This window comes from Parabacteroides sp. HGS0025 (genome assembly GCF_000969845.1).
Taxonomy (GTDB): domain Bacteria; phylum Bacteroidota; class Bacteroidia; order Bacteroidales; family Tannerellaceae; genus Parabacteroides; species Parabacteroides gordonii.
Window position 1 is genome coordinate 1,024,973 of sequence record NZ_KQ033903.1, and the last position, 26,007, is coordinate 1,050,979.

15 protein-coding genes are annotated in these 26,007 nt (G+C 43.3%); 10 read left to right on the plus strand and 5 right to left on the minus strand.

The window, feature by feature from the left end:
- Nucleotides 1–72: 72 nt before the first annotated feature.
- From HMPREF1212_RS21010 to HMPREF1212_RS21045, 8 genes are all read left to right on the plus strand, one after another.
- Nucleotides 73–2,109, plus strand: coding sequence for a beta-galactosidase (locus HMPREF1212_RS21010; RefSeq protein WP_046151274.1), 2,037 nt, complete (start codon nucleotides 73–75; stop codon nucleotides 2,107–2,109).
- A 438-nt stretch (nucleotides 2,110–2,547) separates the two neighbouring features.
- Nucleotides 2,548–3,126 carry an RNA polymerase sigma-70 factor gene (locus tag HMPREF1212_RS21015; RefSeq protein WP_046150963.1) on the plus strand — a complete coding sequence of 193 codons (579 nt, stop codon included), beginning with the start codon at nucleotides 2,548–2,550 and terminating at the stop codon, nucleotides 3,124–3,126.
- Nucleotides 3,127–3,202: 76 nt separating this feature from the next.
- Nucleotides 3,203–4,177 (plus strand): FecR family protein, encoded by a 975-nt coding sequence (locus tag HMPREF1212_RS21020; RefSeq protein WP_046150964.1) that lies wholly within the window; start codon nucleotides 3,203–3,205, stop codon nucleotides 4,175–4,177.
- Between the two features lie 209 nt (nucleotides 4,178–4,386).
- Nucleotides 4,387–7,602 carry a SusC/RagA family TonB-linked outer membrane protein gene (locus HMPREF1212_RS21025; protein ID WP_046150965.1) on the plus strand — a complete coding sequence of 1,072 codons (3,216 nt, stop codon included), beginning with the start codon at nucleotides 4,387–4,389 and terminating at the stop codon, nucleotides 7,600–7,602.
- A 12-nt stretch (nucleotides 7,603–7,614) separates the two neighbouring features.
- Complete coding sequence (locus tag HMPREF1212_RS21030) at nucleotides 7,615–9,228, plus strand: RagB/SusD family nutrient uptake outer membrane protein (protein ID WP_046150966.1); 1,614 nt, start codon at nucleotides 7,615–7,617, stop codon at nucleotides 9,226–9,228.
- Between the two features lie 382 nt (nucleotides 9,229–9,610).
- The gene (locus tag HMPREF1212_RS21035; protein WP_046151275.1) at nucleotides 9,611–11,467 is read left to right on the plus strand and encodes a glycoside hydrolase family 127 protein; all 1,857 of its coding nucleotides are present in this window, start codon (nucleotides 9,611–9,613) and stop codon (nucleotides 11,465–11,467) included.
- 19 nt (nucleotides 11,468–11,486) lie between these two features.
- A complete protein-coding gene (locus HMPREF1212_RS21040; protein ID WP_046150967.1) occupies nucleotides 11,487–13,526 on the plus strand; it encodes a beta-L-arabinofuranosidase domain-containing protein in 2,040 nt (679 codons plus the stop codon).
- A 154-nt stretch (nucleotides 13,527–13,680) separates the two neighbouring features.
- Nucleotides 13,681–17,295 carry a glycosyl hydrolase gene (locus HMPREF1212_RS21045; protein WP_046150968.1) on the plus strand — a complete coding sequence of 1,205 codons (3,615 nt, stop codon included), beginning with the start codon at nucleotides 13,681–13,683 and terminating at the stop codon, nucleotides 17,293–17,295.
- A 76-nt stretch (nucleotides 17,296–17,371) separates the two neighbouring features.
- Here HMPREF1212_RS21045 and gadC read toward each other — a convergent pair whose 3' ends face one another.
- Nucleotides 17,372–18,931, minus strand: a complete 1,560-nt coding sequence (gadC, locus tag HMPREF1212_RS21050) for a putative glutamine/gamma-aminobutyrate antiporter GadC (protein WP_046150969.1) — start codon at nucleotides 18,929–18,931, stop codon at nucleotides 17,372–17,374.
- A 199-nt stretch (nucleotides 18,932–19,130) separates the two neighbouring features.
- Here gadC and HMPREF1212_RS21055 point away from each other — a divergent pair, with 199 nt between their 5' ends.
- Nucleotides 19,131–19,883, plus strand: a complete 753-nt coding sequence (locus HMPREF1212_RS21055; protein ID WP_028730039.1) for a potassium channel family protein — start codon at nucleotides 19,131–19,133, stop codon at nucleotides 19,881–19,883.
- Nucleotides 19,884–19,972: 89 nt separating this feature from the next.
- Here HMPREF1212_RS21055 and HMPREF1212_RS21060 read toward each other — a convergent pair whose 3' ends face one another.
- The 4 genes from HMPREF1212_RS21060 to HMPREF1212_RS21080 form a co-directional block, all read right to left on the minus strand.
- Nucleotides 19,973–21,676 (minus strand): T9SS type A sorting domain-containing protein, encoded by a 1,704-nt coding sequence (locus HMPREF1212_RS21060; RefSeq protein ID WP_198293291.1) that lies wholly within the window; start codon nucleotides 21,674–21,676, stop codon nucleotides 19,973–19,975.
- Between the two features lie 163 nt (nucleotides 21,677–21,839).
- The gene (locus HMPREF1212_RS21065; RefSeq protein ID WP_046150971.1) at nucleotides 21,840–22,952 is read right to left on the minus strand and encodes a hypothetical protein; all 1,113 of its coding nucleotides are present in this window, start codon (nucleotides 22,950–22,952) and stop codon (nucleotides 21,840–21,842) included.
- 161 nt (nucleotides 22,953–23,113) lie between these two features.
- Nucleotides 23,114–23,875, minus strand: a complete 762-nt coding sequence (locus tag HMPREF1212_RS21070; protein WP_046150972.1) for a DUF4469 domain-containing protein — start codon at nucleotides 23,873–23,875, stop codon at nucleotides 23,114–23,116.
- 484 nt (nucleotides 23,876–24,359) lie between these two features.
- Nucleotides 24,360–25,355, minus strand: coding sequence for a tyrosine-type recombinase/integrase (locus HMPREF1212_RS21080; RefSeq protein WP_232430175.1), 996 nt, complete (start codon nucleotides 25,353–25,355; stop codon nucleotides 24,360–24,362).
- A gap of 54 nt (nucleotides 25,356–25,409) precedes the next feature.
- Between HMPREF1212_RS21080 and HMPREF1212_RS21085 the strand changes: the two genes are divergently transcribed.
- On the plus strand, nucleotides 25,410–25,991 hold the full coding sequence (locus tag HMPREF1212_RS21085) for an ORF6N domain-containing protein (RefSeq protein ID WP_046150975.1): 582 nt from the start codon (nucleotides 25,410–25,412) through the stop codon (nucleotides 25,989–25,991).
- The last annotated feature ends 16 nt before the right edge of the window (nucleotides 25,992–26,007 follow it).

A 26,007-nucleotide genomic window follows, 5' to 3' on the forward strand; every position in this document is an offset into this window, starting at 1 on the left:
TAAGACAGGTAATTTTTTTATATGAAAATACTGAATTTCATAATCAAAGGCAACACCTTAAAACTCAATATCATGAAGACAAAATTATTTCTTTTCTTATCTATCTTCGTCCTGTCCTTGACAGAAATAAATCTTTCTGCCCATACTCCCTCAACGATCGGCCCTTCCGAAAATTCAGGGAAAACATTAAGAAGGAGCGAAAGCTTCCTGGGATTTCATTTTGATTTTCATGCAGGTATGGATTGTCATGAAATTGGTAAAAGGCTCACAGAAGGGATGATCGACTCCCTGCTTATCCTCACTAAACCTGATTACATACAGGTCGATTGCAAAGGCCATGCCGGTTATTCCAGTTACCCGACCCGGATAGGTAATCAGGCTCCCGGTTTTGAAAAAGATATTCTGGATATATTCCGGAAAGTAACCAGAAAACATCATGTAGCCTTATATGTGCATTATTCCGGTGTGTGGGATACCCGTGCCATGCAATTACACCCCGAATGGGCCATTGTTCATCAGGATGGTTCTTACGACCGCGACAAAGCTGCTTATTTCGGCCCCTATTCTGATAAGCTCCTGATCCCACAACTAAAAGAAATAGCGGCCAAAGATATTGACGGAGCATGGATAGACGGCGATTGCTGGAGTGCCATACCCGATTACTCACGGTATATGCAACAATTCTATACCACTGAAACCGGCAAAAAAGTAATGCCTAAAAAGGGAGAAGAAGGGTATGAGGAGTTTCTGGAACTAAACCGGAAAGCCTTCCGCATATATATGAAAAAATATATCGATGCCATACATCAGGCTTACCCCGAATTTCAGATAACAAGTAACTGGTCATACTCATCCATGATGCCCGAAAAGATTGATACTCCCGTAGATTTTCTCTCCGGTGATGTAGCCGGCAGGAATGGGGTATACAGTGCAGCCTGGGAAGCCCGTTGTCTGGCTTTACAAGGAAAGCCCTGGGATTTAATGTCATGGGGATTTAACTACAATCAGGGGTTGCCTTCTTCCAAATCACTGGTTATGTTACAGCAGGAAGCAGCAGAAGTGATCGCCATGGGCGGAGGTTTTCAAACTTATTATCAACAAAACAGGGATGGTTCATTAAAAACAATCTATTTTGATCAAATGGCAGAACTGGCCTCCTGGTGTCGTGACAGACAAACATTTTGTCATCATAGCAAACCTATACCACAAATAGCCTTATGGTATTCCACACATGCTTGGAAAAAAGCTCAATCAAGCTTATATACCAGCGAACAGAGTTGGCGGATGGCAGAAACATTAAATATGTTACTGGATGGCCGACAGACTGTCGAAGTACTAATGGATCATTACCTGGAAGAGCATATAAACGAATATCCGTTAGTTGTTTTACCAGAATGGGCAGAGATCGGTACGGAGATGAAAAAGATCGTCCTTCAATATGTTGAGAATGGAGGAAACCTGCTTATTTCAGGGGTTGAGGCAAGCCAGGCTTTCGCAAATGAAATAAAAGTCGAATTGACAGAGTATCCGCAAAACAGCAATGTATTCCTATTTGCAGATAATGAATCAGCGGCATTGAATACTCGGTGGCAAAAAGTTATTCCTTCAAAAGAGGTCGTTTCTTTCGGCGTTATCAAAACATGTGATGATCCGAACTATGGTAATGAATCTTATCCGGTAGCTACCATAGCTCCTTATGGAAAAGGGAAAATAGCTGCAATATACTGTGATCTGGCTGAACCTTATCGCTCAAATCGTTCTTCGAATGTCGCTGCGATCTTCAATTCTTTAGTAAGAACCTTACATCCGGAAGCATTAGCAACCCTAGAAGGCAATGGCCGTATGCACCTTGTATTAGCTCAAAAAGAGGATAACTGGATTGTCAACATCATTAATATCGACGGAGAACATAACAACAACCAGGTCTCGGTCTACGATACGGTTCTACCAACAGGCTCCGTCGAGTTAGTAATGAATACAAACAGAATTATAAAAAAGGCAGTCCTTCAGCCGGAAGGAAAAAGACTATCCATAAAAAAAGAAAAGGGAAAATACATTATTCCCGTTCCGCCTGTCGCCATTCATAGCATAGTGGAACTATCCTTCTAAATAAAAAATTATTATTAATCTTTATCGGGTTCATACTGATCTGTAATAAGTATGAACCCGATATTTTCAACTATCATTTTGACATTAGTATAGCGACTAATTGGGATTAATATAGCGGGTAAATGAAATTAGTATTGCGACTAATATTTTTTAACATATCATATAGACAGGTACAAAACAAATTATCTATCAAATTGTCTTTTCGGTGAATTGAAATAATCAGATGAGAAATAGACATAGTTCTAGAAGAACTCAATCTTAAGCGATACGGCATTATATTGATTGTCTGTTATATAGGTATTTTAGTAGAATTATTCTGCTATATATTCATTTTTTTCTATTCTCGGATTTAGTGCACAATATTAACCACTTATACTATAAATAGATTATATTTGCACTGAATAAAATACAATAGTTCTTCTAGAACAAAGTTAACTTATGGCAACAGAAGCATTGACTGATCAAAAAGAAAATATCAAATTTGAAGATATTTATCTTTCTTACTTCTCCAAAATGAAGTACTTTGCCCTGGAGTATGTTATACGAGAAGAAGATGCAGAAAATATCGTTCAGGATGTATTCACCGAACTTTGGGAAAAGAAGGAAATGCTCTCTATGCACATAAACCTGGTTGCATATCTATTCACTACAGTCAAGAATAGATGCTTAAACCACTTACGCCACAAAACAATCGTTCAGGAAACAGCCACTCTGATACAAGAAGAATATCTTATCACACTACGAATGAACCTGAACTCATTAGAGGCATTCGATCAAAATTTATTCTCTGATCAGGATATTGAGAAACTAATAACGCGTGCGCTCGATAGCTTATCTCCCAAATGCAGAGAAATATTTGTTATGAGCAAAATAGAAGGGAAAAAGCAGAAACAAATAGCTGCGGAATTGAATATATCAATCAATACCGTTGAGACTCAGATAGGTATAGCCTATAAAAAATTAAGAACAGAACTAAAAGAGCACCTTCTTTTATTCATATTCTTCCTCTATCTTTAAAAAATACAGAAAAATAGGGTTCGTCCTTTAGCGGATTTTTTCGGCATAGGTGTTTACATTATAACAAGCCGATCATATGGACGAACAAATAAGAAAATATTTCCAGGGAGAACTTGACGCAACCGAAAGGTTGAAATTGCTAAGACAAGTTGAATCCGACCATAAATTGAAAGAACAATTTATCGAGTATAAAAATATGTATGCTTTATTATCCCTCTCTAACGAGGTAAATGATAAAAAAGCAAATCAGGACGGATACATTCGCTTCAATACTAAAATCAAAACAAGAAAAATTAGACGACTATTATTAAATGCAGCAAGTTGCGCCGCTATCGCAATATTATTAATAGTATCAACCTATTGGGTTACCGTCAATCATCAGTCAACCATGTCTTCAATTATTGCAGACAACAGGCTATATGTACCTGCCGGTCAGCGGGTTAAATTAACATTGCAAGATGGGACAGATGTATGGTTAAACGCACAGACCACATTAGTCTATCCGGCCGTCTTCTCTGATAAAGAGAGACGGGTATCCGTTGAAGGAGAGGCATTTTTCGATGTTGCCAAAAATGCGGACAAACCTTTTATCGTTTCTTCACGAGGAATAGATATGAAAGTATTAGGTACTAAATTCAATGTACACAGCTATCCCGGAGAAAAAGATATTCAGACGAGTCTGATAGAAGGTTCCTTACATGTCTATTTTTCACGGCCGGATAAGAAAGGTGTTATTCTAAAACCGAATGAACAGGTAACAATAAAGAATGGAATCATGAAAGTCGGTTCTATCCCGCATTACGATCACTTTTTATGGAGAGATGGCATATACAGCTTTGAGAACGAGCTTCTTATTGATATTCTTAAAAAGTTGGAACTCTACTACGACGTAAAAATAGAGGTGAAAGATCCTTCCATATTCAAATGGGAATACACCGGAAAATTCCGTCAACGTGACGGAATCGATGAAATTCTCCGTATGATCCAAAGGATACACAAATTTAACATCGAGAAAAACGAAGAAAACAATATTATCACTTTAAGTAAATAAAATGTATAACCCCTAAATAGTAATGCCTATGATAAAATCCATGTAAGAAAATAACGGCAGATGCTGTAACATCCGCCGTTAATAAACTAAGTAAACATCAAGTAGTTAATTTTAATATTCACCTAATATTCAGCAAAGATATGAAAAGAAAAGCTTTGTTACCACTCTTTACTGTAGATCATAAACACATTAAAGAATATTACAGAATCATGAAAATATCACTGTTTATACTTTTCGCCTGTGTGTTTCAAATGGTCGCTGTCAATTCAGAGGCACAAAATACCATTATAAAACTTGAAACAGACGTACTTTCCATCGGTCAGCTTATCAGCCAAATAGAAAAGCAAACAGATTATCTGGTTGTATTCAGGAACCGGGAAGTTGATACTGAACGTGCAATTACCGTACACAAAAAGTCCGGTAAAATAATCTCTTATCTGGATGAAGCTTTTAAAGGAACCGACATTTCCTACGAGTTCGATAATAAGTACATTTTATTATTAAAGAACAAGAGTACAGACAAATCGGAACTCATCAATCAGCAAACCCGAAAAATAACGGGTACGGTTACTGACTCCAATGGAGAACCCATTATCGGGGCTAATGTCGTTATAAAAGGCACCACAACAGGAACTGTCACCGATTTTAACGGGAAATACACATTGGAAGTACCACAAGGTGCCGTTTTACAAATCTCCTACATCGGTTATTTGACAAAAGAGTTTGCTATCAATAATAATAAATCGGCAGACATTAGTTTGATCGAAGATATGCAAAGCATTGATGAGGTTGTAGTAGTAGGCTACGGTACACAGAAAAAAGGAGAAGTTGCCAGTTCTATTTCCACAATCAAGTCTGATAATTTTGTTAAAACTCCAACGACAGATGCTGCCCAATTAATTAAAGGCCAGGTTCCCGGTTTAAGCATTATCATGCCGGATGCCAACCCAACATCGACTTCACAAATCTCACTGCGTGGTATCACGACCTTAAAAGCCAGTGCCAGCCCGCTAGTATTGATCGATGGTATCCCGGGTGATCTAAATTCGGTATCTCCCGATGATATAGAACAGATCGATGTATTAAAAGACGGATCGGCTGCAGCTATCTACGGAACACGCGGTACAAACGGTGTTATTTTGATCACCACCAAGAATGCAAATGGAGAAATGCCGACAGAGGTAGATGTTAATGCATACATTTCAACCCAGCAGATAACAAAGACCCTTCCGTTTATGAACGCGGAAGAATATCGCCAGCGCGTTAAGGAAGGATGGCCGGGCGGTCAGGACGACGGTGCTTCTGTCGACTGGTTGGATGAAATTACCCGAACTCCCCTTACACAGATTTATAATATCAATCTACGTGGTGGCAGCCGTACGACAAATTATGTTGCCAGTTTCGAATACAGAGGGCTGAACGGTTTAATTAAGCGGACAAACAACCAGATGTTCTATCCGCGTATTGAAGTAACACACCGGATGTTTAACAACAAACTAAAACTGAATGCCAGTTTAAGTGGATATAAACAGACTTATTTTTCCGGTTCAGATGGTGGCAGTTATAACAGTGAAGTATATAGAAATGCGTTGATATATAATCCTACTACACCTGTATATGATAAGGAAGGCAATTATTCCGAAAGTTCTAAAAATGAATATTACAACCCTGTTTCACTATTAAATGAAGTAGAAGGTGAAAACCAGGCCACAAACTTAAAAATGTTTGCCAATGTGACTTATTCACCGATCGAAGGATTAGATATCAAATATCTGTTTTCTTCAAACACTTATAATCAAACCAGAGGATATTATGAGACTCAAAAACATAAATCCAGCTGGCGGGATGGTAAAAACGGGTATGCTTCACGTGGCGCAACACGGAACACGGAAGATTTATCCGAATTAACCGCTCAATGGAGAAAAACATTGTGGGAAGATCATTCATTCACCTTGCTAGCGGGCTATAGTTGGCAGAAGACAAATTATCAGAATTTCTATATGCAGAACTTCAACTTCCCTTCTGACGATTATACATACAACAATATGGGGACAGGCCAGGCTTTAAAAGATGGACGAGGAACTGAGTACTCAGAGGCTAATGAAAGTAAACTGATCGGTTATTTCGGTCGTTTGAACTATAGCTACAAAGGTAAATATATGTTTGCCGCAAGTATTCGCCATGAAGGTTCTACCAAGTTTGGAGCCGATCATAAATGGGGTAATTTCCCCTCTGTATCCGCAGCATGGAATATAAAAGGAGAAAACTTCTTAATGGATATAGATGCGCTGTCTATCTTGAAATTACGTGCCGGATACGGAGTAACAGGTACAGTGCCGACTGATCCCTACATGTCACTAAACACATTGAACTTTGGTACATATGTTTACTACAACAATGAATGGATCAAGACTATCCGACCGGATTCAAATGCCAACCCCGATCTGAGATGGGAAAAGAAGAAAGAGATCAATGTCGGTTTAGACTTCGGCTTCTGGAATGACCGGATCACCGGTAATATCGATTATTATAATCGTAAGACAGAAGATCTATTATGGGATTATGACGTTCCTTCCCCGCCTTACTTATTCTCCAATATGGTGGCGAATGCCGGTTCAATGAGAAACCAGGGTATAGAAGTTGGCGTCACAGTGATTCCCGTACAGACAAAAGATTTCCAATGGACAACATCCATGAACTATTCTACAAATAAAAATGAATTGTTGTCATTGTCAAACGACCAATTTATTTCAAGTGGTTATTCTGACCAGGGATCAACAGGAGAACCTTTGCAGACAACTACCCACCGTATTCAGGAAGGTCAGCCTATCGGTAATTTCTGGGGATATAAGAGTATCGATATCGATGAAAACGGCCATTGGATCATTGAAGGAGCGGACGGTAACCCCAAGTCAATCTCAGAACAACAGCCTACAGATAAACAAATCATCGGTAACGGCCTTCCCAAGCATTATCTGAACTGGAACAATTCGTTATCATGGAGAAACTTCGATTTTAACGTAACGATGCGTGGTGCTTTCGGTTTTGATATTTTGAATATGCCACGCTTACAGTATGAGGCTCCGGTTATGTTAGCCAGAGGAAATGTCCTGAGTGCCGCTTTCGATAAAAAATTCGGAAAAGTACCTTTGGCAGCCGATCAGGAACTACAGTATGTCAGCTATTATATTGAAAAGGGAAATTACTGGAAAATCGATAATGTAACCTTAGGATATACTTTTAAGTTTAATTCATGGATCAAGAATCTAAGACTCTATGGAACGATATCCAATCTGGCAACTATCACCGGTTATTCTGGTATCGACCCGGAAGTCAGTATCAGTGGACTGAATCCTGGTGTGGATAACAAAAACCGTTATCCGTCTACACGAACCTATACTTTAGGAGTTTCCGTTAAATTTTAATGCGCAATAAATATGAAAACCTATATAAAGTTATTTTTAGCACTATGTTGTTCAGGCTCCATTTTATCCTGCAGTAACGATTTAGATGAAAAGGTTTATTCCAAGATCACTGAACAAACATACAATTATACAACTGAAGATTTTGTCCCCTCTGTGGCCAGCATTTACAGTTATTTACGCAGTTCCACCGATCACTGGGGATATTTTGCAGCTCAGGAAGTAGCAGCCGATGCCATCGTTATGCCGCCAAATGCTTCCGGATGGGATGACGGTGGAGTCTATCGGCGTATGCATTATCAGACATGGAACTCTGAGCAGGATCATGTTAAAAACATTTGGTCCTGGTTCTATCAGGGAGCTTTACTTTGCAACAAAATAATCGAACAGATTGAAACAGGAGTACTTCCTGCTCCTTCTGATGCGGAAAAAACAGTAGGATTAGCCGAGTTACGAGCCATGCGAGCCTATTACTATTGGCAAATATGTGATAATTTCGGTGATGCTCCGTTAGTAGTCACTACCGCAATGGATCTGCCTGCTAAAAACACACGCAAAGAAATTTTTGACTTTGTCGTTAAAGAACTGCAGGAAGTTATTCCTTCATTGAATGAAGAACAAAATGGCAATAATTACGGTCGAATGACCAAATGGGCAGCCAAAGCTCTTCTCGCCAATGTATATTTGAATGCGAATGTTTATGTAAATGAAACCCATTGGGATGAGTGTATCCAACAATGCGATGACATCATCAACAGCAACCGGTTCGCATTGTCGGAAAACTATAAAGATCCTTTCCGTACAACAGGTGTAGAAAACTCCAAAGAGGTTATATTCACAATACCTTTTGATGAAAACCTGGCAGGAGGACAAAGTATCTTTATGTTCTCCTGGCACGGCGAACTAAAGAAAAAATATGAAACGGAAGCAACTCCGTGGGGATGCGGTTCTGCAATGGGAGTCAGCCAGTTTATCGATACCTATAATGTGGAAGATTCCCGTTTGGCAGATTCCTGGTTGATGGGACAGCAACTTGCAGCCGACGGTTCCACCTTATACGGTACCTATGACAAAATGGGAGAACCTCTCATTTATACCAAAGACTTACCGGATGGAAACTACACCAGTGAAATGGAAGGATATCGTATGAATAAATTCGAAGTGGCCAAAGGCTCACAAAGTTCATCCGGTACAGATGTCCCCATATTCCGTTATGCTGAAATATTAATGATGAAGGCAGAATGCCTGTTACGTTCGGGAAAATCGGGGGCAGGTACACTGGTAACAGAAGTTCGTAAACGGGCTTTTAAAAACAATCCTGAACTGGCAGCTGTAACAGATGCTCAACTAAGAGAAAACTCCTCTTACCAGTATGGAACCGTACAAAACTACAAGATTGTCGATAAGGGTAACACCGATCCTGTTGAGTTTGGCAGAATGTATGATGAGTTAGGCTGGGAATTTGCCTGGGAAATGCATCGAAGAAGAGATGCCATCCGCTTTGGTGTATTTACCAAGAAAAGTTGGCTATCACACAAACCTCAAGGGGATTATAGAACTGTATTTCCTATACCGGAAAAGGTGTTGACTTCTAATCCAAACCTGGAACAGAATCCCAGCTACAAGTAAACAATCCATAAATACCTAACATTAATACAGGCTCCCCATCCATACAAAAGATGGGGAGCACTAAACTCTATTGCTTCCATGAATAAATATATTGTATTCATTGCGTTACTCTTATGCAGTCTGGTACGACCTCCTGATACGGTCAGTCATGAGTGTCAGTGGAATGGCCCATCCTGGCCGTACGCCACATCCATGACATTAACGGGTTTGGCCAATTTATTAAATAATCAGGAGCAATCCTTTATTTGTTCACGCGATTATGTAACTTTACTTTCTGTTTATGCGCGAAGCCAATATAGGCAGAGCGTTGACGGTAAAAAGGTAATTTCTTCTCCTTCATTGAAGAAACTAAGTTGTGAATTATAACATTAAATTTAAGACCATGAAACAGTATTTCGTATTGTCTCTAGCTTGTTTGGCTTTATGGGGATGTGCCGAACAAAAACAAATAGCAGATCAGCCCCCTTTGAAAATGATAGACCAAATTGACTTCTCCCATGTCCACATACAAGACAATTTCTGGTCTCCTCGCTTAAGCAAGCATATCTCGGCTACACTGCCCGTTTGCATCGATCAGATAGAAAATCAAACAGGCCGTATGCAGAACTTCGTCAATGCATCTAAAGGGGAAGGAGAACATTCCGGAATCTTTTTTGACGACTCGGATGTTTATAAAGCGCTCGAGGGAATAGCCTACAGCCTGATCAATAACCCGAACCCGGAATTAGAGAAGAAGGCTGACGAGTGGATCGATAAGATCGCTGCGGCACAACAACCCGATGGATATATCAATACATATTATACACTGACCGGACTGGATAAACGGTGGAAAAATATGGATAAACATGAGATGTATTGTGCCGGACACATGATGGAGGCTGCTGTAGCTTATTACCAGGCTACCGGAAAACGGAAACTACTGGATGTAAGTACACGGATGGCAGACCATATGATGAGCTTATTTGGCCCGGGCAAACGCCATTGGGTTCCGGGGCATGAAGAAATAGAGCTGGCACTCGTAAAACTTTATCAAACCACCCAAGAGCAAAAATACCTCGATTTCGCGAACTGGCTATTGGAAGAAAGAGGCCATGGGCATGGAACCAAAGGAGACGAAGGCAAATGGGATCCTGCTTATTATCAGGATGTCCTTCCTGTCCGGGAATTGACAGATATCTCCGGCCATGCCGTTCGTTGCATGTATCTTTATTGCGGAATGGCCGACGTTGCCGCACTAAAGAAAGATACCGGCTATGTAGCTGCACTAGATCGCTTATGGGACGATGTAGTCCTGCGCAATATGTATGTGACCGGTGGTATCGGTTCTTCCAGACACAACGAAGGATTCACCGAAGATTACGATCTGCCGAACCTGGATGCCTATTGCGAAACCTGCGCATCCGTCGGTATGGTCTACTGGAACCAACGAATGAACCAGTTCACGGGCGATTCCAAATACGTAGATGTGCTGGAACGTTCCATGTACAACGGAGCATTAGCCGGTGTATCCCTGGCCGGAGACCGTTTCTTCTATGTCAACCCGCTGGAGTCGAAAGGCGACCACCACAGACAAGCCTGGTACGGCTGCGCCTGCTGTCCAAGCCAGATTTCCCGTTTCCTGCCTTCTATCGGCAATTACATTTACGGAACTTCCGACAAAGCATTGTGGGTAAACCTTTATATGGGAAATACGACACAAATCCAGGTCGATAATAAAGAGGTCACTTTAAAACAGGAGACTAACTACCCGTGGGACGGACAGGTTAAACTAACGGTTACATCTGCACAGCCATTGAATAAAGAACTCCGCATCCGTATCCCGGGATGGTGCAAAAACTATACACTATCGGTAAACGGCAATCAGGTAAAAGCATCGACCGATAAGGGATATGCAGTGATCAAAGACTGGAAATCCGGTGACCGGATCGACCTGAATATGGAAATGCCGGTAGAGATCGTTTCTGCCGACCCGCGTGTAAAACAGAATATCGGTAAACGAGCCGTACAACGTGGCCCGCTGGTATATTGCCTGGAAGAAATCGACAATCCTAAAAACTTTGCCAACTCCAACCTGACAGCCTCCACCTCTTTCGAAGTGAAAGATGAACCCGGCAAGTTGGGCGGGATTAAATCGGTAGAAGCAACCACCGGTGATCAGAAACTCTCTTTAATTCCTTATTACACATGGGATAACCGGGATGCCGGAAAGATGGAAGTATGGATCGACTATAAAGAGTAACTACTTAACCTAAATAATCATGAATATACTAGCAAAAGCATTTATAGCCTCTTTCGCATCCATTGCGATCGCTTCGGCTGCCCCTGTTGGAGAAGTGTCCGTATCAGAGAATTATCAAAACAACCGTCAGCCTTTGTTGCAAAAAACTTATATAGAGTTACCGTTGGGAGCGATAAAAGCAGAAGGCTGGATGCAGGAACAATTAGTTCGTATGAAAAACGGGATGACCGGCCATCTGGACGAAGTCTATGAGAAAGTAATGGGTTCCCGCAACGGATGGCTTGGCGGCGATGGCGATGTATGGGAACGTGGCCCTTACTGGATCGACGGGCTCCTGCCTCTGGCGTATATACTGAACGATCAGGCTCTGATCGAAAAAACAAAGCCCTGGGTGGAATGGACGCTGGCTTCACAAAAACCGGACGGATACTTCGAGCCGGATACCGACCGGAGCTACGAACCGGGACTTCAGCGTGATAATGCCCGCGACTGGTGGCCTAAGATGGTTATGTTGAAAGTCATGCAACAATACTATACAGCCACAAACGATACCCGTGTGATAGACTTCATGACAAAATACTTCAAATACCAGTTAGCTGAATTGCCCGTAAACCCGCTGGGAAAATGGACATTCTGGGGCGAACAACGTGGTGGAGACAACCTGATGATCGTTTACTGGCTCTATAATATCACGGGAGATAAATTCCTGCTCGATCTGGGCGAACTCATCCACAAACAGACGTTTAACTGGACTGATATCTTCTTAAACCAGGATCACTTGTCGCGCCAGCACAGTCTGCATTGCGTCAATCTGGCACAAGGTTTCAAAGAACCGATCGTCTATTATCAGCAAAATAAAGACCCGAAACAGATACAGGCCACTAAAAAGGCGGTACACGATATCCATAATACGATCGGGCTACCTACAGGATTATGGGGAGGTGACGAGTTACTGCGCTTCGGAAAACCGACAGCCGGCTCCGAACTATGTACAGCTGTAGAGATGATGTATTCGCTGGAAGAAATGCTGGAAATAACAGGTGATGTACAATGGGCCGATTATCTCGAACGGGTTACTTATAACGCATTACCCACACAGGTAACCGACGATTATTCCGCTCGCCAGTATTATCAGCAAACCAATCAGGTAGCTGTAACCCGCGACTGGAGAGAATTTTCCACCCCTCACGAAGATACCGATATATTGTTCGGTGAACTAACCGGTTACCCCTGCTGTACCTCTAATCTTCACCAGGGCTGGCCTAAGTTTGTCCAGAACTTATGGTATGCGACAGCCGACAACGGAATTGCGGCCTTGGTATATGCGCCTTCTCAGGTATCCGCTAAAGTAGCCAATGGCATCCAGGTAAACATAAAGGAAGAAACGGCTTATCCTTTTGAAGAAACGATCCGTTTCCATGTCTCTTTTGCAGACAAAAAGGTAAAGCAAGCCTTCTTCCCTTTCCATATCCGCATACCAGGCTGGTGTAAGGAACCTGTTATCAAGCTGAATGGTGAAGTCATTTCCGCCGACACCTATCCGGGTGCTGTTGCAAGAGTGAACAGGGAATGGAAAAACGGTGATGTCTTAAGTATGGAACTTCCTATGGAAGTAGCTGTAAGCCGATGGTATGACAACAGTGCCGTCGTTGAACGCGGCCCACTGCTGTATGCGCTAAAGATGAATGAGAAATGGGAAAAGAAATCTTTTGAAGAAAAAGCAGCCGGTATATATGGCAAATGGTACTACGAAGTAACTTCGGATACTCCCTGGAACTATGCGCTATCAGGCCGTTCACTTTCAGCAGACCGGATTAAAGATGCTTTCAGCGTAGAAAAGTCATCTACCGTTCCTGCCTATCCGTGGAATGTAGAAAATGCCCCTGTCCGCATTAAAACAAAGGCAAAACGGTTAAACGGCTGGACACTGGTACGGGGATCTGCCGGGCCTATCGCCTATTTCACACAACAAGGTATGGATTTCAGCGATGAAGAAACGATCGAACTGATACCTTACGGTTGTACAACGCTCCGTATTACCGAATTTCCGGTAAGATAACAACACTTTAAGCCACCTTCAAATAAAAGAAGGTGGCTTTTTCTTTTATGATCAGCATAAAGCCAAAATGCATAACAATAATATCAGAATTGAAACATTACTCTCCTGATTAGTAAGTACTTTTGTTCCATTACAGATTATAAACTGATCAGCCATGAAAAAACTCTTTATTTTAACCTTATGTGCTTTATCCCAACTTCTTTCCGCCCAGGTAAAACAATTACTTCCGGGACATCCGGATCGTTCTGCCAAAATAGATTTGAAAAGCGGTTTTACAACGCCGCCTAAAGGATACGGTGAAGTACCCTTCTACTGGTGGATGGGAGATACATTGACCCGGGAGCATCTTACCTACCACCTGGATCAAATGGCAGCCAAGAAGGTAACCAGCCTACAAGTTAATTATGCGCATTCAGACAAAGGAGGAGTCAGTTACGGCCTGACTTTCCCGTCCCGTCCGGCTCTTTTTACAGAAGAATGGTGGGATCTGTTCGGCTGGTTTATGGGAGAAGCCAAAAAGCGGGGCATGACCGTCAGCCTCAGCGATTACACACTGGGAGTCGGACAAGGTTCTTATGTGGATGACGCACTGAACGAAAATCCGGAACTGAGAGGAGCCGAACTGAAATTCGAGAGTGATACCATTCAGGGAAACTACGATAAAACATGCCGGAATAACCTGCTTTCCCTATATGCCTATCGATTGGGAACAGACAGTAACATCATAGAAAACTCCGGTATCGACCTGATCAAGGAACTCACAAACAACAGAATACAATGGCATTCGCCGGAAGGTAAATGGATCGTAACCCAGGTGTACAGTGCCGAGAAGAAACCTTCGCTCGATCCGATGCATCCTCTCTCCGGTAAAAGCTATGTCAAACATTTCTTCCAGCGGTTTGAAGACCGTTTCCCCGAACAATCCAAAGGCGGACTGAACTTCTTCTTCTCCGACGAACTGAACTTCAACCTGCAGGGCTGTATATGGAATTCAGTCTTCCGGGACGAGTTCCGGAAACGGAAAGGATATGATGTCGTCCCCTACCTCGCCGCCCTCTTTACCGATATCGGTTCGATCACCCCGAAAATACGGTTGGATTATAACGATGTAATGGTCTCCCTCAGCGAAGAAAACTTTTTTATCCCCGTATACCAATGGCACGAAGACCGCGGCCTGATCTACGGTTGCGACCACGGCGGACGCGGAAGGGATGTGAGCGAGTTTGGCGATTACTTCCGTACCCAGCGATGGAACCAGGCACCGGGTTGCGACCAGCCCGACTTCTCGAAAGACATTATCAAGAATAAAGTAGCCTCTTCCATCGCCCATCTTTACGAGCGTCCCAGGGTATGGCTCGAAGGTTTCCACAGCAGTAAATGGGATAGCAATACGGCCAGTGTCACCGACGCGATCTTTTCAAATTTCGCGATGGGACAGAACCTGCTCAGCCTGCATGGTTTCTATTACAGCACGGTAGGTGGCTGGTGGGAATGGGCTCCGCCCTGCAATCACACCCACATGCCCTATTGGGAGCAAATGGGGCCGTTACTGGAATGTTCCGAACGTCTGAGTTATGTGCTCTCCCAGGGACATCACCGGGCTGATATTGCGCTCCTATACCCGGTAGAACCGGTAGTGGCCGGATACGGTAACGAGTCCGTGCAAAAGGCATTCAGCCTGGGCGACTATCTCTATAAGAAAGGTATCGACTTCGACTTTATGGATTACCAATCGCTGGATAAGGCAACTGTCAAGAACGGGAAACTCCATATCTCCGGGGAAGAGTTCAAAGTCCTTATTATCCCCTCTATGAAAGCCATCCGCCATTCTTCCCTGGAAAAGGCGCTGAAGTTCAAACAAAACGGAGGTATCGTCATCAATCTGGGTGATCTGCCCGAAGCAACGGAAAAGAAAGGGCTGAATGACGCCCGCGTAAAAACAGTACTCGACAAACTATTCAAAACAACTGGTAACAATGCCTTTATCGCAGCCGATAACCAGGAGGTGCTTCATATGCTCGACTCGCATCTCACCCGCGACTTCCGCATTACTTCCCAACAGGATAACCAGGAAGTACCTTATATCATGCACCGGAAAATAGCAGGCAAAGACCTCTACGCCGTCTATAACGTACCGAAAGATACAGAATGCTTTTTCCGTGCGACAGGTAGCATAGAACTATGGGATCCGTGGACTGGAACCTCCCGTGAAATATCCGCCTCATCCGTTAACGGTGAAGGTACCTGTATCCGTATGCCGCTCAACAAACAGGATTTGCACCTTTTTGTATTCGACCCGACAAAAAAAGCAACGATCTCCACACCGGCAGAACGCAAAGTTGTTGAAACAGTCGTTCTCGACGGTGAATGGTCATTCGAACTCAAGCCCAGCCTGAACAATGAATTCGGTGATTTCCATTGGCCTGCCACCCCGGAAATGCTGGGTGCCTATATCTATAAAGCCCGTTACAACCAGAGTTTCACACCGACAGATGGCTGGCAATCCCCCTCTTTCGACGACAGCGACTGGACTGCCCAAACTTTTACATTCGGCTCCCGTTTCATGTTGCTGGAAGCGACTCCTGATCTGTCGGAAGAACTTATTTTCAGCAATCTGCCGGGAACGTCCGCCGGTGTCGTTGCCGATAACAAAGAACACCGGTGGAAACCCTATGAATACTCCTGGCGCTGGGGAGTAGAGAACGATTACGGCCATCAGGGATGGCACGGTCTGAAAGCAACCGTACATGATGAATTTATCCGCCTGGGAGAACTCAAACAGGAATTCAGGGAAACCAAACGGGTAGAAGATCCGAGCGGCAATAAAAACTATTATCTCTATTCCAATATACTGGCTCCGGAAGCAGGGATGTACCAACTCTCACTCGGAGAACTGAAGCCGGCTGCCGTCTATATCAACGGCAAACGGATAAAAGACCTGTCGGCAGGCATCGCCCTGAACGAAGGGCCGAACGAAGTCGTACTGCATTATGATACGTTCGGCGTGACCTGGTGTGTCATACGCAAACAAGGCGACACCCCGCGTGTAATTAAAGAACTAACAACCGAAAAACCGTTGGCAACGAACTTCAGAGGAGATTTGTCGATACTACCGTTCGACACCCGGGCAACCAGAAGGACGACCTACGGACAATACCGCTTCACATCGGCTCCGCGACTCGAAAAGTTCGTATTCTCCGCCTTCGGAAAGCCCGAAGTCTGGGTAGATGGAAAAGCCTGCCCGCTGACCACGACAGGAAAGCGGCCGGACGGTTGCACCACCTACGAAGCGACAATCGCGACCCCCAACAAACGGATATCCACAGTAGCTATCCGCATAGAAGAAGAGTGGGGTAACACAGGAGGAGCCGCCATAGACGGCCCGATCAAACAAATATGCGGAGAGGGGCTGATCTCCATAGGCGACTGGTCGCAGATAGAAGGTATATCCACTTATTCCGGTGGTGCCCGGTACCGTAAGAGTATCCGACTGACGGAACTAAAAGACGGCCAGAAGGCATTTTTAAACCTCGGCAAAGTCGTTTCGACAGCCGAAGTTCGGGTAAACGGCAAAAAGGCCGGATTGAAGCTGATAGCCCCCTGGCAATTCGATATAACAGACCATGTAAAAGTCGGAGACAATGAGATAGAAGTGCTGGTACATAACACGGCAGCCAACTACTATCTCTCCGTCCCGACCCAATACCGCGGAGACACGGCAGCCGGACTTTTGGGTACCGTCTCGGTAGAAATCACAGACAGTAAATAAAGACAAATAAGGGACGGAACCGTTCAGGTTCCGCCCCTCTTTTTAATAGGTAGAATAGAAATTACATAAGTATTTATTATGCTTGTGTATTATTCTTCGTAGTCGTATTTGTTGTTGCGTTTGTACTATTTGTGTTGGCAGTCGGAGTAGCAGCAGTTGTACCGGCAACAGGAGCCTGTACTTTTGCTTCTTCCCAATGGAACGGTTCGAACTGTGCGTTCGGATCGACCCACGATGCTTTCTTGGAAGCAAAGATAATGAACGGAGCAGCCACAACAACAATAGCACCGATAATCAATACGGCAAACCAGACAGTATTACTACCGACAGAGATCTGACTCGGTGGAATAAAGCTCAATATAAACGCCAGTAAAGATCCACAGAAACCAAGACCACCGATAAACCACATCAACCCGTTACCACTTTTACCGATACGGAACGGACGGTTAGCCTTTTTCATCCGGTAACGCAAAGCAATAGCGCCGGAGAACATCAGCAGATACATTACCAGGTAAAGAATCACGGTCAACTGTGACAGGATCTGGTAGAAACTCTGTACGGAAGGCATTACCACGAACAGCAAGCTCAACAGAGTAACGGCACATCCCTGTACCAACAAAATATTTTTCTGTACCCCGATCTTATTTGTTTTCTGGAAGAAAGGAGGCAGATAACCGGCCTTACCCACTGTAAAGATACCTTTTGACGGACCGGCAACCCATGTCAATACACCGGCCAGCACACCGAATGCCAAAGCAACGGCAATGATCGGAGACAACCAGGAAGCATGGATAAATTTAAAGTAATTGTCGAAGCCGACCAGCAAACTCTGTGTCAGGTTAATATCCTTCTCAGGGATAATAATACCCAGCGCAAAAGTACCCAGTACGAAGATAAGAACAGTGATCAACGCACCGATAAATACAGCTTTCGGATAGTTCTTGGAAGGATTATCAACATCCTTTACGTGGATACCGCCCATCTCCATACCTGCATAAAACAGGAAGATACTGGAAGCAAGCACCAGATTATCGAACTTAGAGAAATCGGGGAAGAAATTACCGTGGAAGTCCATGTTGGAATGACCGCCCATAGACAGGTAAACAATTCCGAGAATGATCAACAAGGCAGCGGGAAGGATCGTACCGACGATACCACCTACTTTAGCCACTTTACCAACCCAACTCAAACCTTTCAATGAAATAAAGGTAGCCAGCCAGTAGATGATCAACACCACAGCTAATGTGTACATTTTGTTTGAAGCCAGTGTCATGTCGTGTGCATCGTTCATCCCGATAAAGGCGATGGATACAGCACCGAAGGTCAACACAGTCGGATACCAGATCGTACTTTCAATCCACTGCACCCAGATAGCGAGGAACCCCCATTTCTTACCGTAGGCCTCCCCGACCCATCGGAAAACCCCACCTTGTTTATCCTGGAACATGGCCGCCAACTCAGCTGCCACCAGCGACGTCGGGATCAAAAAGACAATTGCCGCAAAGAGATAATAAAAGGCTGAACTCAATCCGTATACAGCCTCGGCTGGTAGTCCGCGGAGAGACACTACCGCCGTAACATTCATAATCGCAAGAGTAAAAACTCCAAGTTTTACTGCTTTTCCTACATTTGCCATGAATTTACTGTTTAAATGTGAATTTTGTATTGTTTAGTTTCGCTTTAAATATGACAGTAAAACAAATCGGTATTGTGTTAGTTTGTCAATAGGATGTCAAACTAGGTTAATTAACAGAATAGTGTTAAAAACAAAATCAGGGGATTCGCTGTTAGATAACCTAAAATATTTCTGTCTAAACGCCTAAATATGAAACGCAATGAAGTCTGCACTGAATGATTTTATTTATGAGAAGAAAGGGATCTATGGAATACTGCATGTTATCATATTGCTACTTTCATTATTTCTTATTGTAACAATTTCAATCGATACGTTCAACAATATCCCTTTCCTGACACAGGGATCTTACCTGAAAATACAGTTCTGGATCTGTATGTTCTTTATCGCCGATTTCGTTTTGGAGTTTTTCTTATCAAAACGTAAAATATATTACTTGCAGACTCACCTCATTTTCTTAATTGTATCTATTCCTTATCTTAATATTATCAATTATTACGGGATCGAATTCTCACCGGAGATCACTTATTTCCTTCGCTTTATCCCGTTGGCACGTAGCGGTTACGCACTGGCTATCGTGGTGGGATGGCTATCCTCCAATAAGGCTTCAGGGCTGTTCGTATCCTACCTGACCATGCTGCTGGCTACCGTTTATTTCTCCAGCCTGATATTCTTCGTGATCGAACATAAAGTAAACCCGCAAGTAGTAGCCTATGACGATGCCCTCTGGTGGGCGTTCATGGATGTAACGACAGTCGGTTCGAATATTTACGCCGTTACGCCCACAGGCCGAATACTGTCCGTCCTGCTGGCAGCCCTGGGAATGATGATGTTCCCCATCTTCACCGTCTATGTAACCAGCCTCGTACAGAATGCGAATAAAAGAAAGAATGAGTTATATAACGGGGAAGATGCACCGGAAACAGACACAAAACAAAAGTCTCAAAATGGATGATAAAAGTCAAAACAATTTATAATAATAAAGGCTGTGCCCTGATTCCGTATGGAAGGATGGCACAGCCTTATTTATGTAAGAGCAGATAGTTATTCGCTTATGCTAACTTTATAGCTTTGGTCATTCAAACGGACAACGTAAATGCCCTGTGGCAATTGCATTTGGGCATCACCGGAGATCATGGCTGACTTTATCAACCGGCCTTGCATATTAAATACACTTACCTTAACAGGGGCTTCCGGTTGGATATACAAAACTCCACCTGTCACATAGACCTTTGAGCCCGTTGTTATCTTTTCGTTGGCAGTTGCCGTATTCTTAACAATGCCGGTGATTTTGATAACCATATCCGCAGTTACCCTATCTGTTACGTAATTCATATCGGCATCCGGTTCCAACGTCTTGTCACCAACAGTAACAATCGGTTTCGACTCGTTGTATTCTTCATCCAATGTCAATGTGAAGCGGAAACGTTCGCCTTCTTCTATTTTAGATATACCTTCACTCGGCGTGGTTGTTGCACCTGTCAAGAGAGGAAGCGTTACATTGTGCAAGGCTTGTAGAGCTGGGTAATCGTCTTTTCTCAACTGCCATGTAAGAGCTCCTTCCGGCAGATTTTTATTGAGTTCACCAACAAACTCCTGGCTCTTCATCGATGCTTCGCTCGCTTCGTCTTTAGAATAATAACAATTGCTAATCGTTGATTCTCCTGTTGATAAACAGCAAGTAGGGTCAACGTAAGATCCAGTAATAGCTTGACTCTTTAATGCTGGAACAACACTCCAACTATTTGAAAGTATACTCTTAGCAAGTAAACCAGGAACTATCCCTGCTGTATATGCATAAGATGTACCACCCTCCTGTTTGTTTTCCACTTTCGCGGTAAGCGACTCACCTCGACTACCACAGTTCAGGATTTTACTACTGTTATTGGCATAAGATGCGATTCCGCCAGCATAAGCAACTAACTGGTCGGCATCTCCGGAACCATAACTTTCTATCTTACCATAGCTAATGCAATTAATAACTTTCGTACCATTATCCACAATTCCGACAATACCAGAAGCCTCTGCGGTACTGGAACCGCCTGTCGAAATAACTTCACTACGAAAACTGCCATAACTACGACAGTTGTCAATCGTACTATTATATGCTTTAGCAACCAAACCAACAACATCACACCAAGCATTCTTACCGGTTATCCGTACGGAATAAGTACCTTCTGTCGTGCAATTGATTATTTGACCATCCCAAAAATTACCAGCTAACCCTGCTACCGACCAACTGATGCTGACAGCTTTCCCTTCGATATCGATTTTTGTATCAACCATGCGGATGTTTTTAAGGATAGCCCCTTTCGAGTTATTGAATAAAGCTGTAGAGACACTATGATTAGCCTCATCTTCATAAATCCTACTAAATTTTAAATTACAATTCTTTATGGCGTACCCGTCGCCATCATACGTCCCTGCAAACCATGCACCATTACCGATCCTAGGCATATCTTCTCCATCCTCATAAACGATATCAGCAATTTGCTTAAAATAAACCCCTTCCAATATTTTAGGCCAATTACCGGAAGCATCCTTAGCCAATGTCTCAAGACTACTTAAATGTTCCTTGGTAGCAATCAGATAGGGATCCGCTTCCGTACCGGAACCTCCGGCAAAAGAGGAAGCATCTGCCTTGGTTGTGATTTGTGGAATGGCGCTGTCAAACATGACGGGTTCACCAAGTTTCATTGACGCAAATGCACCTGCATTTGTCTGTGCCTGGGCACAATAGATACCCAATACAAGGGTAACAAGCGTTAAAATCTTTTTCATACGCATTAATATATTTGTTGATAAAATAGAGTTAGGCCAACTGTTGAGTGTGGTCTGTTTTAGTTGTTAACATATTTTAGGCGCACTGTTTAACCAACGTTGATTAGACGGGCTGCAAAAAACTATATAATCAGATTCTTACTTTAACTGACTTTTGGTTGATACGGACCAGGTAGATACCTGACTGCAGTTTTGATATTTGTGCTGATCCATTAACGAACGCATTATAATAACATCCACCAAGGATCGAATATACTTGAACCGACATATTTTCCGGAATTTCTACATAGAGAATACCATCTTGACTATAAACACGTACATTCTCCAATACAGGAGTTTCCACCTGAGTAGATGAGTTTTCCGGGTAATAGGTATAAGTCTGACTTGTAACTACCCATTCCGGGTTTTCATTATCCCAATAGTTTTTTACTTTGACAGTAGTAGTTACCGGATTTTCCCCTTCCGTCTCAGTCAATGTCTCTGATAAAAGAGCCAAATCTGCGTCTGCAGAAAATCGTTGATAAAGTTGCATTAATTCACTGTTATCCGTATAACTATATATCCATTTCCCTAATTGATATGTGGCATTATCCAAGCTTGTTTCAGACAACCGTCCCTGATCATCATAAGTATATGTCAGCTTATTATTAAACACCCATTCGTCTTTATCTGCTTCATTACTATTTTTGTTATAGTTTATATAACTCTTTATTTGTCCGTTTTCCATATATTCCGTTTCTATTTTTCCCCGAATAACAGTAAAAGCTGTTTCACTTGTCCGGGTTGTATCAACATATATTTCAACACCATTCAATCCATTATATGTATACTCTTCCACACGATGACGATTAACCAACAGATCTCTCAAATCATAACTCAAAATATGCCCCTGATCATTATATGTAGAAGTTATCTTTATTGAATCATTCCAGACTTTACCATCCCATTTCTGAGTAATGACCGCTGTTTTATTACCAGCTGCATCATAGGTATTAGATGTTTTAGAAAAATTAGTCCAATCCTTTGACAAAGCATTCCAGGTATACACCAATTCTTCCGACACCTTTTTATCGTCAGTATACGTATAAACCGTTTTGGATACATTCTCCGCAGCATTGCGTTGGATAATGCTATCGACATTTTGTGTAGCATTACTTTTTACAAGAGGATTACTGACTTGTGCATTTACAGTTGAATTAAAAGCTAATCCAATAGCTACTAGTGCGATGTAATAATGTTTCATGATAAATTTACTTGATTATTAAATGAAATATATTCTCTTTCTTGTTTTAACATTCTTTAGGCGCACCGTCTAACCAACGTTGGTTAGGCAGGCTAAGTGCCTTTAGTGAGTGTGTGTAAGTGCCGTTGGTTAGACAATCTATCCAACGGCACTGAGGAAGACTATTCAATAACAGGACGGTCATCCTCACCACCGCCACCCGGTTTTTCGCCTACATAAAGCAGTACCGGGAACGTATAGGTACGTGGTTCTTTTACCAGCTTGTTGCCGGCAGCAGACTGGGTAACAATACTTAGCGTGTATTCACCGTCTTCGAGAACAGGCAGCATTACAGTCAGTTCAGAAGGATTGTTGTGAACCAGCAACGGGCTTTTCTGTGCCGTGCCGCCCGCCTTGGTGAAGAAAACACCTATACCGGCATCGTCGCCGGCTACTTTGATGTTCGATCCGGAAATAACGACAGGAGCAGCAGAAGTGAGTTGTGTGTTCATCTCGCCGGTCGTAGAGTCGATAATCGAGTTGATGACCGGGCCGGTGACGGCGGGACGGGTATCTATCTCCACGTTCTTCAACGTATCACGCAGCAGTTTACCGGGGACGTAACTGGCTGTGAGTTTGTTTTTAGCAGGATCGAAAGCGGCTTTTTCGCCTTCGAAAGGGCCTGTGATGGTAGCCATATACTGGCCAACACCGTCAACGACACTTTTACCTTCCGCAATAGCGGTTACCTTTTCCTGATCGCCCATCCCCAGGATGTATTCGATCGTATCCAGTCGCAGTTCGGAACCACGAGCCAGGATGCGTTCGGCGATTTGTTTGTTACGTACTGTTCCGGTTATACGGGGCTTCGCTGTGTAATCGCCTTTACGCTCTGTAACGGCATTGTCGTAAAGATCGGCAGTTAAAATGATTTTTTCAGCCATAATACTTTGAATTATACCCGCTGGTTGGGCAGGGAGTTACCTTTGATACTCAAACCTTATTTGTGAAATAAGGGTCGGTTTATCTTAGGGTTTAATATTGACAGAGAGTAACTTACTCCCCTCTGGAGAGGGGGTAGGGGGTGTGTAATTTGCCGAACTAAAGCACGAACTATATAGATTGAGCGGATTTTATCTGTGATTTTCTATCTGGATAGTCTTTATTTGAAGCTTTAACACACCCCCTGCCCCCTCTCCAGAGGGGAAAAGTTACCCTCCGCCCCACTATGCCCATACCCCACGAAAAACCGCCTGAATTCAGTCTTTTTAGCGAAATCGTCCCCCACCCACCTAAATATAAGCAGACAAGTTTGTTTTGTTTAAAAGAAAATACATATCTTTGCCCCGTTCCCACACTAGTACAAGCCGTGATTTTCAAGATTGGCTTCAAAGGGGGCAACATACCTTATTTCACAAATAAGGTTCCTTAAGCCCTCATCCCTACCAGGCCATCCAGTCCTTTTGTGATTATCTTATTGGCAGCATCAAGCTTCGACTGATCCAGTTTTGCCAGATAGTGCCGTGTCGTGCGCTCCGACGTATGGCCGAGCATCTGACCGATGAGGGCTACCGGTGTGCCGTTGCGCAGCGCTTCTGTTGCCCAGGTATGACGGAAGACATACGAGGTAAGGTGGATCGGGATGGATAACTGCTCGCCGATCTCCGTCAGATAACCGTTATACCGGTGCAAGGCACGTTTATAGGCTTCGTAAAGCTGTTCGCTGTCACCGGTTTCGGGCAATACCGGAAAGAGGTAACAGCTGGCGGGTGAAGCATATCGGTCGAGCAGTCGCTGCATACCGGGGGTGATACGGATGTGTATCAGGGTACCGGTTTTGCAGCGGTTGTACACCAGTTCACCGTCCACGATATTCTCGCGGGTGAGGTGTGCCAGGTCGACAAACGGCATTCCGCAGGCCAGGAAGGAGAAAAGACCGAAATCTTTCGCCTGTTGCAGACCGGGATCACCGGAGACGTCGAGCCGGGCGATTTCTTCGAGCGTCTCGATACGCAGCGCACGTTTGGCGGTCTCTTCCGGGCGCAGGATGAGGTGGGCGAAAGGCGACAGACGACCGACCGGGGCAACGCCTTCGCGCACGGCCGTGTTGCAGATAGCGCGGAGATTGCTCAGGTAGCTGTTTATCGAGTTGGTTTTCAGATGTCCACCGGCTTGCAGCCAGTAGAGGAAGCGATCGATCATACCGGGAGTGATGTCGGCAAAAGACAGTTCGGCGTTGCCGCAGAACCGCCGGAACCAGTTGGAGGAAGCCCGGTAAAGGTCGGCGGTAGCATGTTTGCCCGCCTTGCGTTTGCGTTTCACCAACGTGTCGGCGTAGGTGAAGAAGGTTGTTGTTGTCATAAATAATATATTAATGTGGCAATATGCCGATAATGCGAAAAAGTGAAACAATTTGTCTTGCATATCAATTGAAAATAATATCTTTGCCTTCATATTAACAATCAAAACATATTAATTATGAAAGACAAAGATGAAATCCAATTAATTCAAAACAAGATCTATGAAATAAGAGGCCGGAAGGTTATGATCGATAGCGATCTAGCTGAATTATACCAAGTCGAAACACGCGTGTTAAATCAAGCAGTAAAGCGTAATATAGATCGGTTTCCCGAAGATTTCATGTTCCAATTGACAAGCCAGGAATGGGAAAATATGTCATCACAAATTGTGATGACATCACGTACCAAACGTCCCAAATCAGCTATTCCACTTGTTTTTACCGAACATGGTGTAGTAATGCTGTCAAGTGTACTTCGCAGTAATATAGCTGTACAAACAAGTATTCTGATAACACGTGCTTTTGTTGCTATCCGGCATTTAATAATTGATACTCCTGCAGACAAAGTACAGGAACTTCAACATGAATTGAAAGAACTAAAGGAATATATAGAAGATGTATTTACCGATTACAACGACATCAACGAAGACACCCGTATACAACTGGAACTGATCAATAAAACATTGGCAGAGCTACAGGTACAAAAGGGACTATCCGACAAGCCTCGCAATCCGGTAGGATTTGTTAAACCCAAACAATAACCAAACAAGCCTCCCA

Excerpts from the sequence above, each read along its gene's own strand:
- HMPREF1212_RS21010 (WP_046151274.1), top strand. The coding sequence starts at position 73 with ATGAAGACAAAATTATTTCTTTTCTTATCTATCTTCGTCCTGTCCTTG.
- HMPREF1212_RS21015 (WP_046150963.1), top strand. The coding sequence starts at position 2,548 with ATGGCAACAGAAGCATTGACTGATCAAAAAGAAAATATCAAATTTGAA.
- HMPREF1212_RS21020 (WP_046150964.1), top strand. The coding sequence starts at position 3,203 with ATGGACGAACAAATAAGAAAATATTTCCAGGGAGAACTTGACGCAACC.
- HMPREF1212_RS21025 (WP_046150965.1), top strand. The coding sequence starts at position 4,387 with ATGAAAATATCACTGTTTATACTTTTCGCCTGTGTGTTTCAAATGGTC.
- HMPREF1212_RS21030 (WP_046150966.1), top strand. The coding sequence starts at position 7,615 with ATGAAAACCTATATAAAGTTATTTTTAGCACTATGTTGTTCAGGCTCC.
- HMPREF1212_RS21035 (WP_046151275.1), top strand. The coding sequence starts at position 9,611 with ATGAAACAGTATTTCGTATTGTCTCTAGCTTGTTTGGCTTTATGGGGA.
- HMPREF1212_RS21040 (WP_046150967.1), top strand. The coding sequence starts at position 11,487 with ATGAATATACTAGCAAAAGCATTTATAGCCTCTTTCGCATCCATTGCG.
- HMPREF1212_RS21045 (WP_046150968.1), top strand. The coding sequence starts at position 13,681 with ATGAAAAAACTCTTTATTTTAACCTTATGTGCTTTATCCCAACTTCTT.
- gadC (WP_046150969.1), bottom strand. The coding sequence starts at position 18,931 with ATGGCAAATGTAGGAAAAGCAGTAAAACTTGGAGTTTTTACTCTTGCG.
- HMPREF1212_RS21055 (WP_028730039.1), top strand. The coding sequence starts at position 19,131 with ATGAAGTCTGCACTGAATGATTTTATTTATGAGAAGAAAGGGATCTAT.
- HMPREF1212_RS21065 (WP_046150971.1), bottom strand. The coding sequence starts at position 22,952 with ATGAAACATTATTACATCGCACTAGTAGCTATTGGATTAGCTTTTAAT.
- HMPREF1212_RS21070 (WP_046150972.1), bottom strand. The coding sequence starts at position 23,875 with ATGGCTGAAAAAATCATTTTAACTGCCGATCTTTACGACAATGCCGTT.
- HMPREF1212_RS21080 (WP_232430175.1), bottom strand. The coding sequence starts at position 25,355 with ATGCAAGACAAATTGTTTCACTTTTTCGCATTATCGGCATATTGCCAC.
- HMPREF1212_RS21085 (WP_046150975.1), top strand. The coding sequence starts at position 25,410 with ATGAAAGACAAAGATGAAATCCAATTAATTCAAAACAAGATCTATGAA.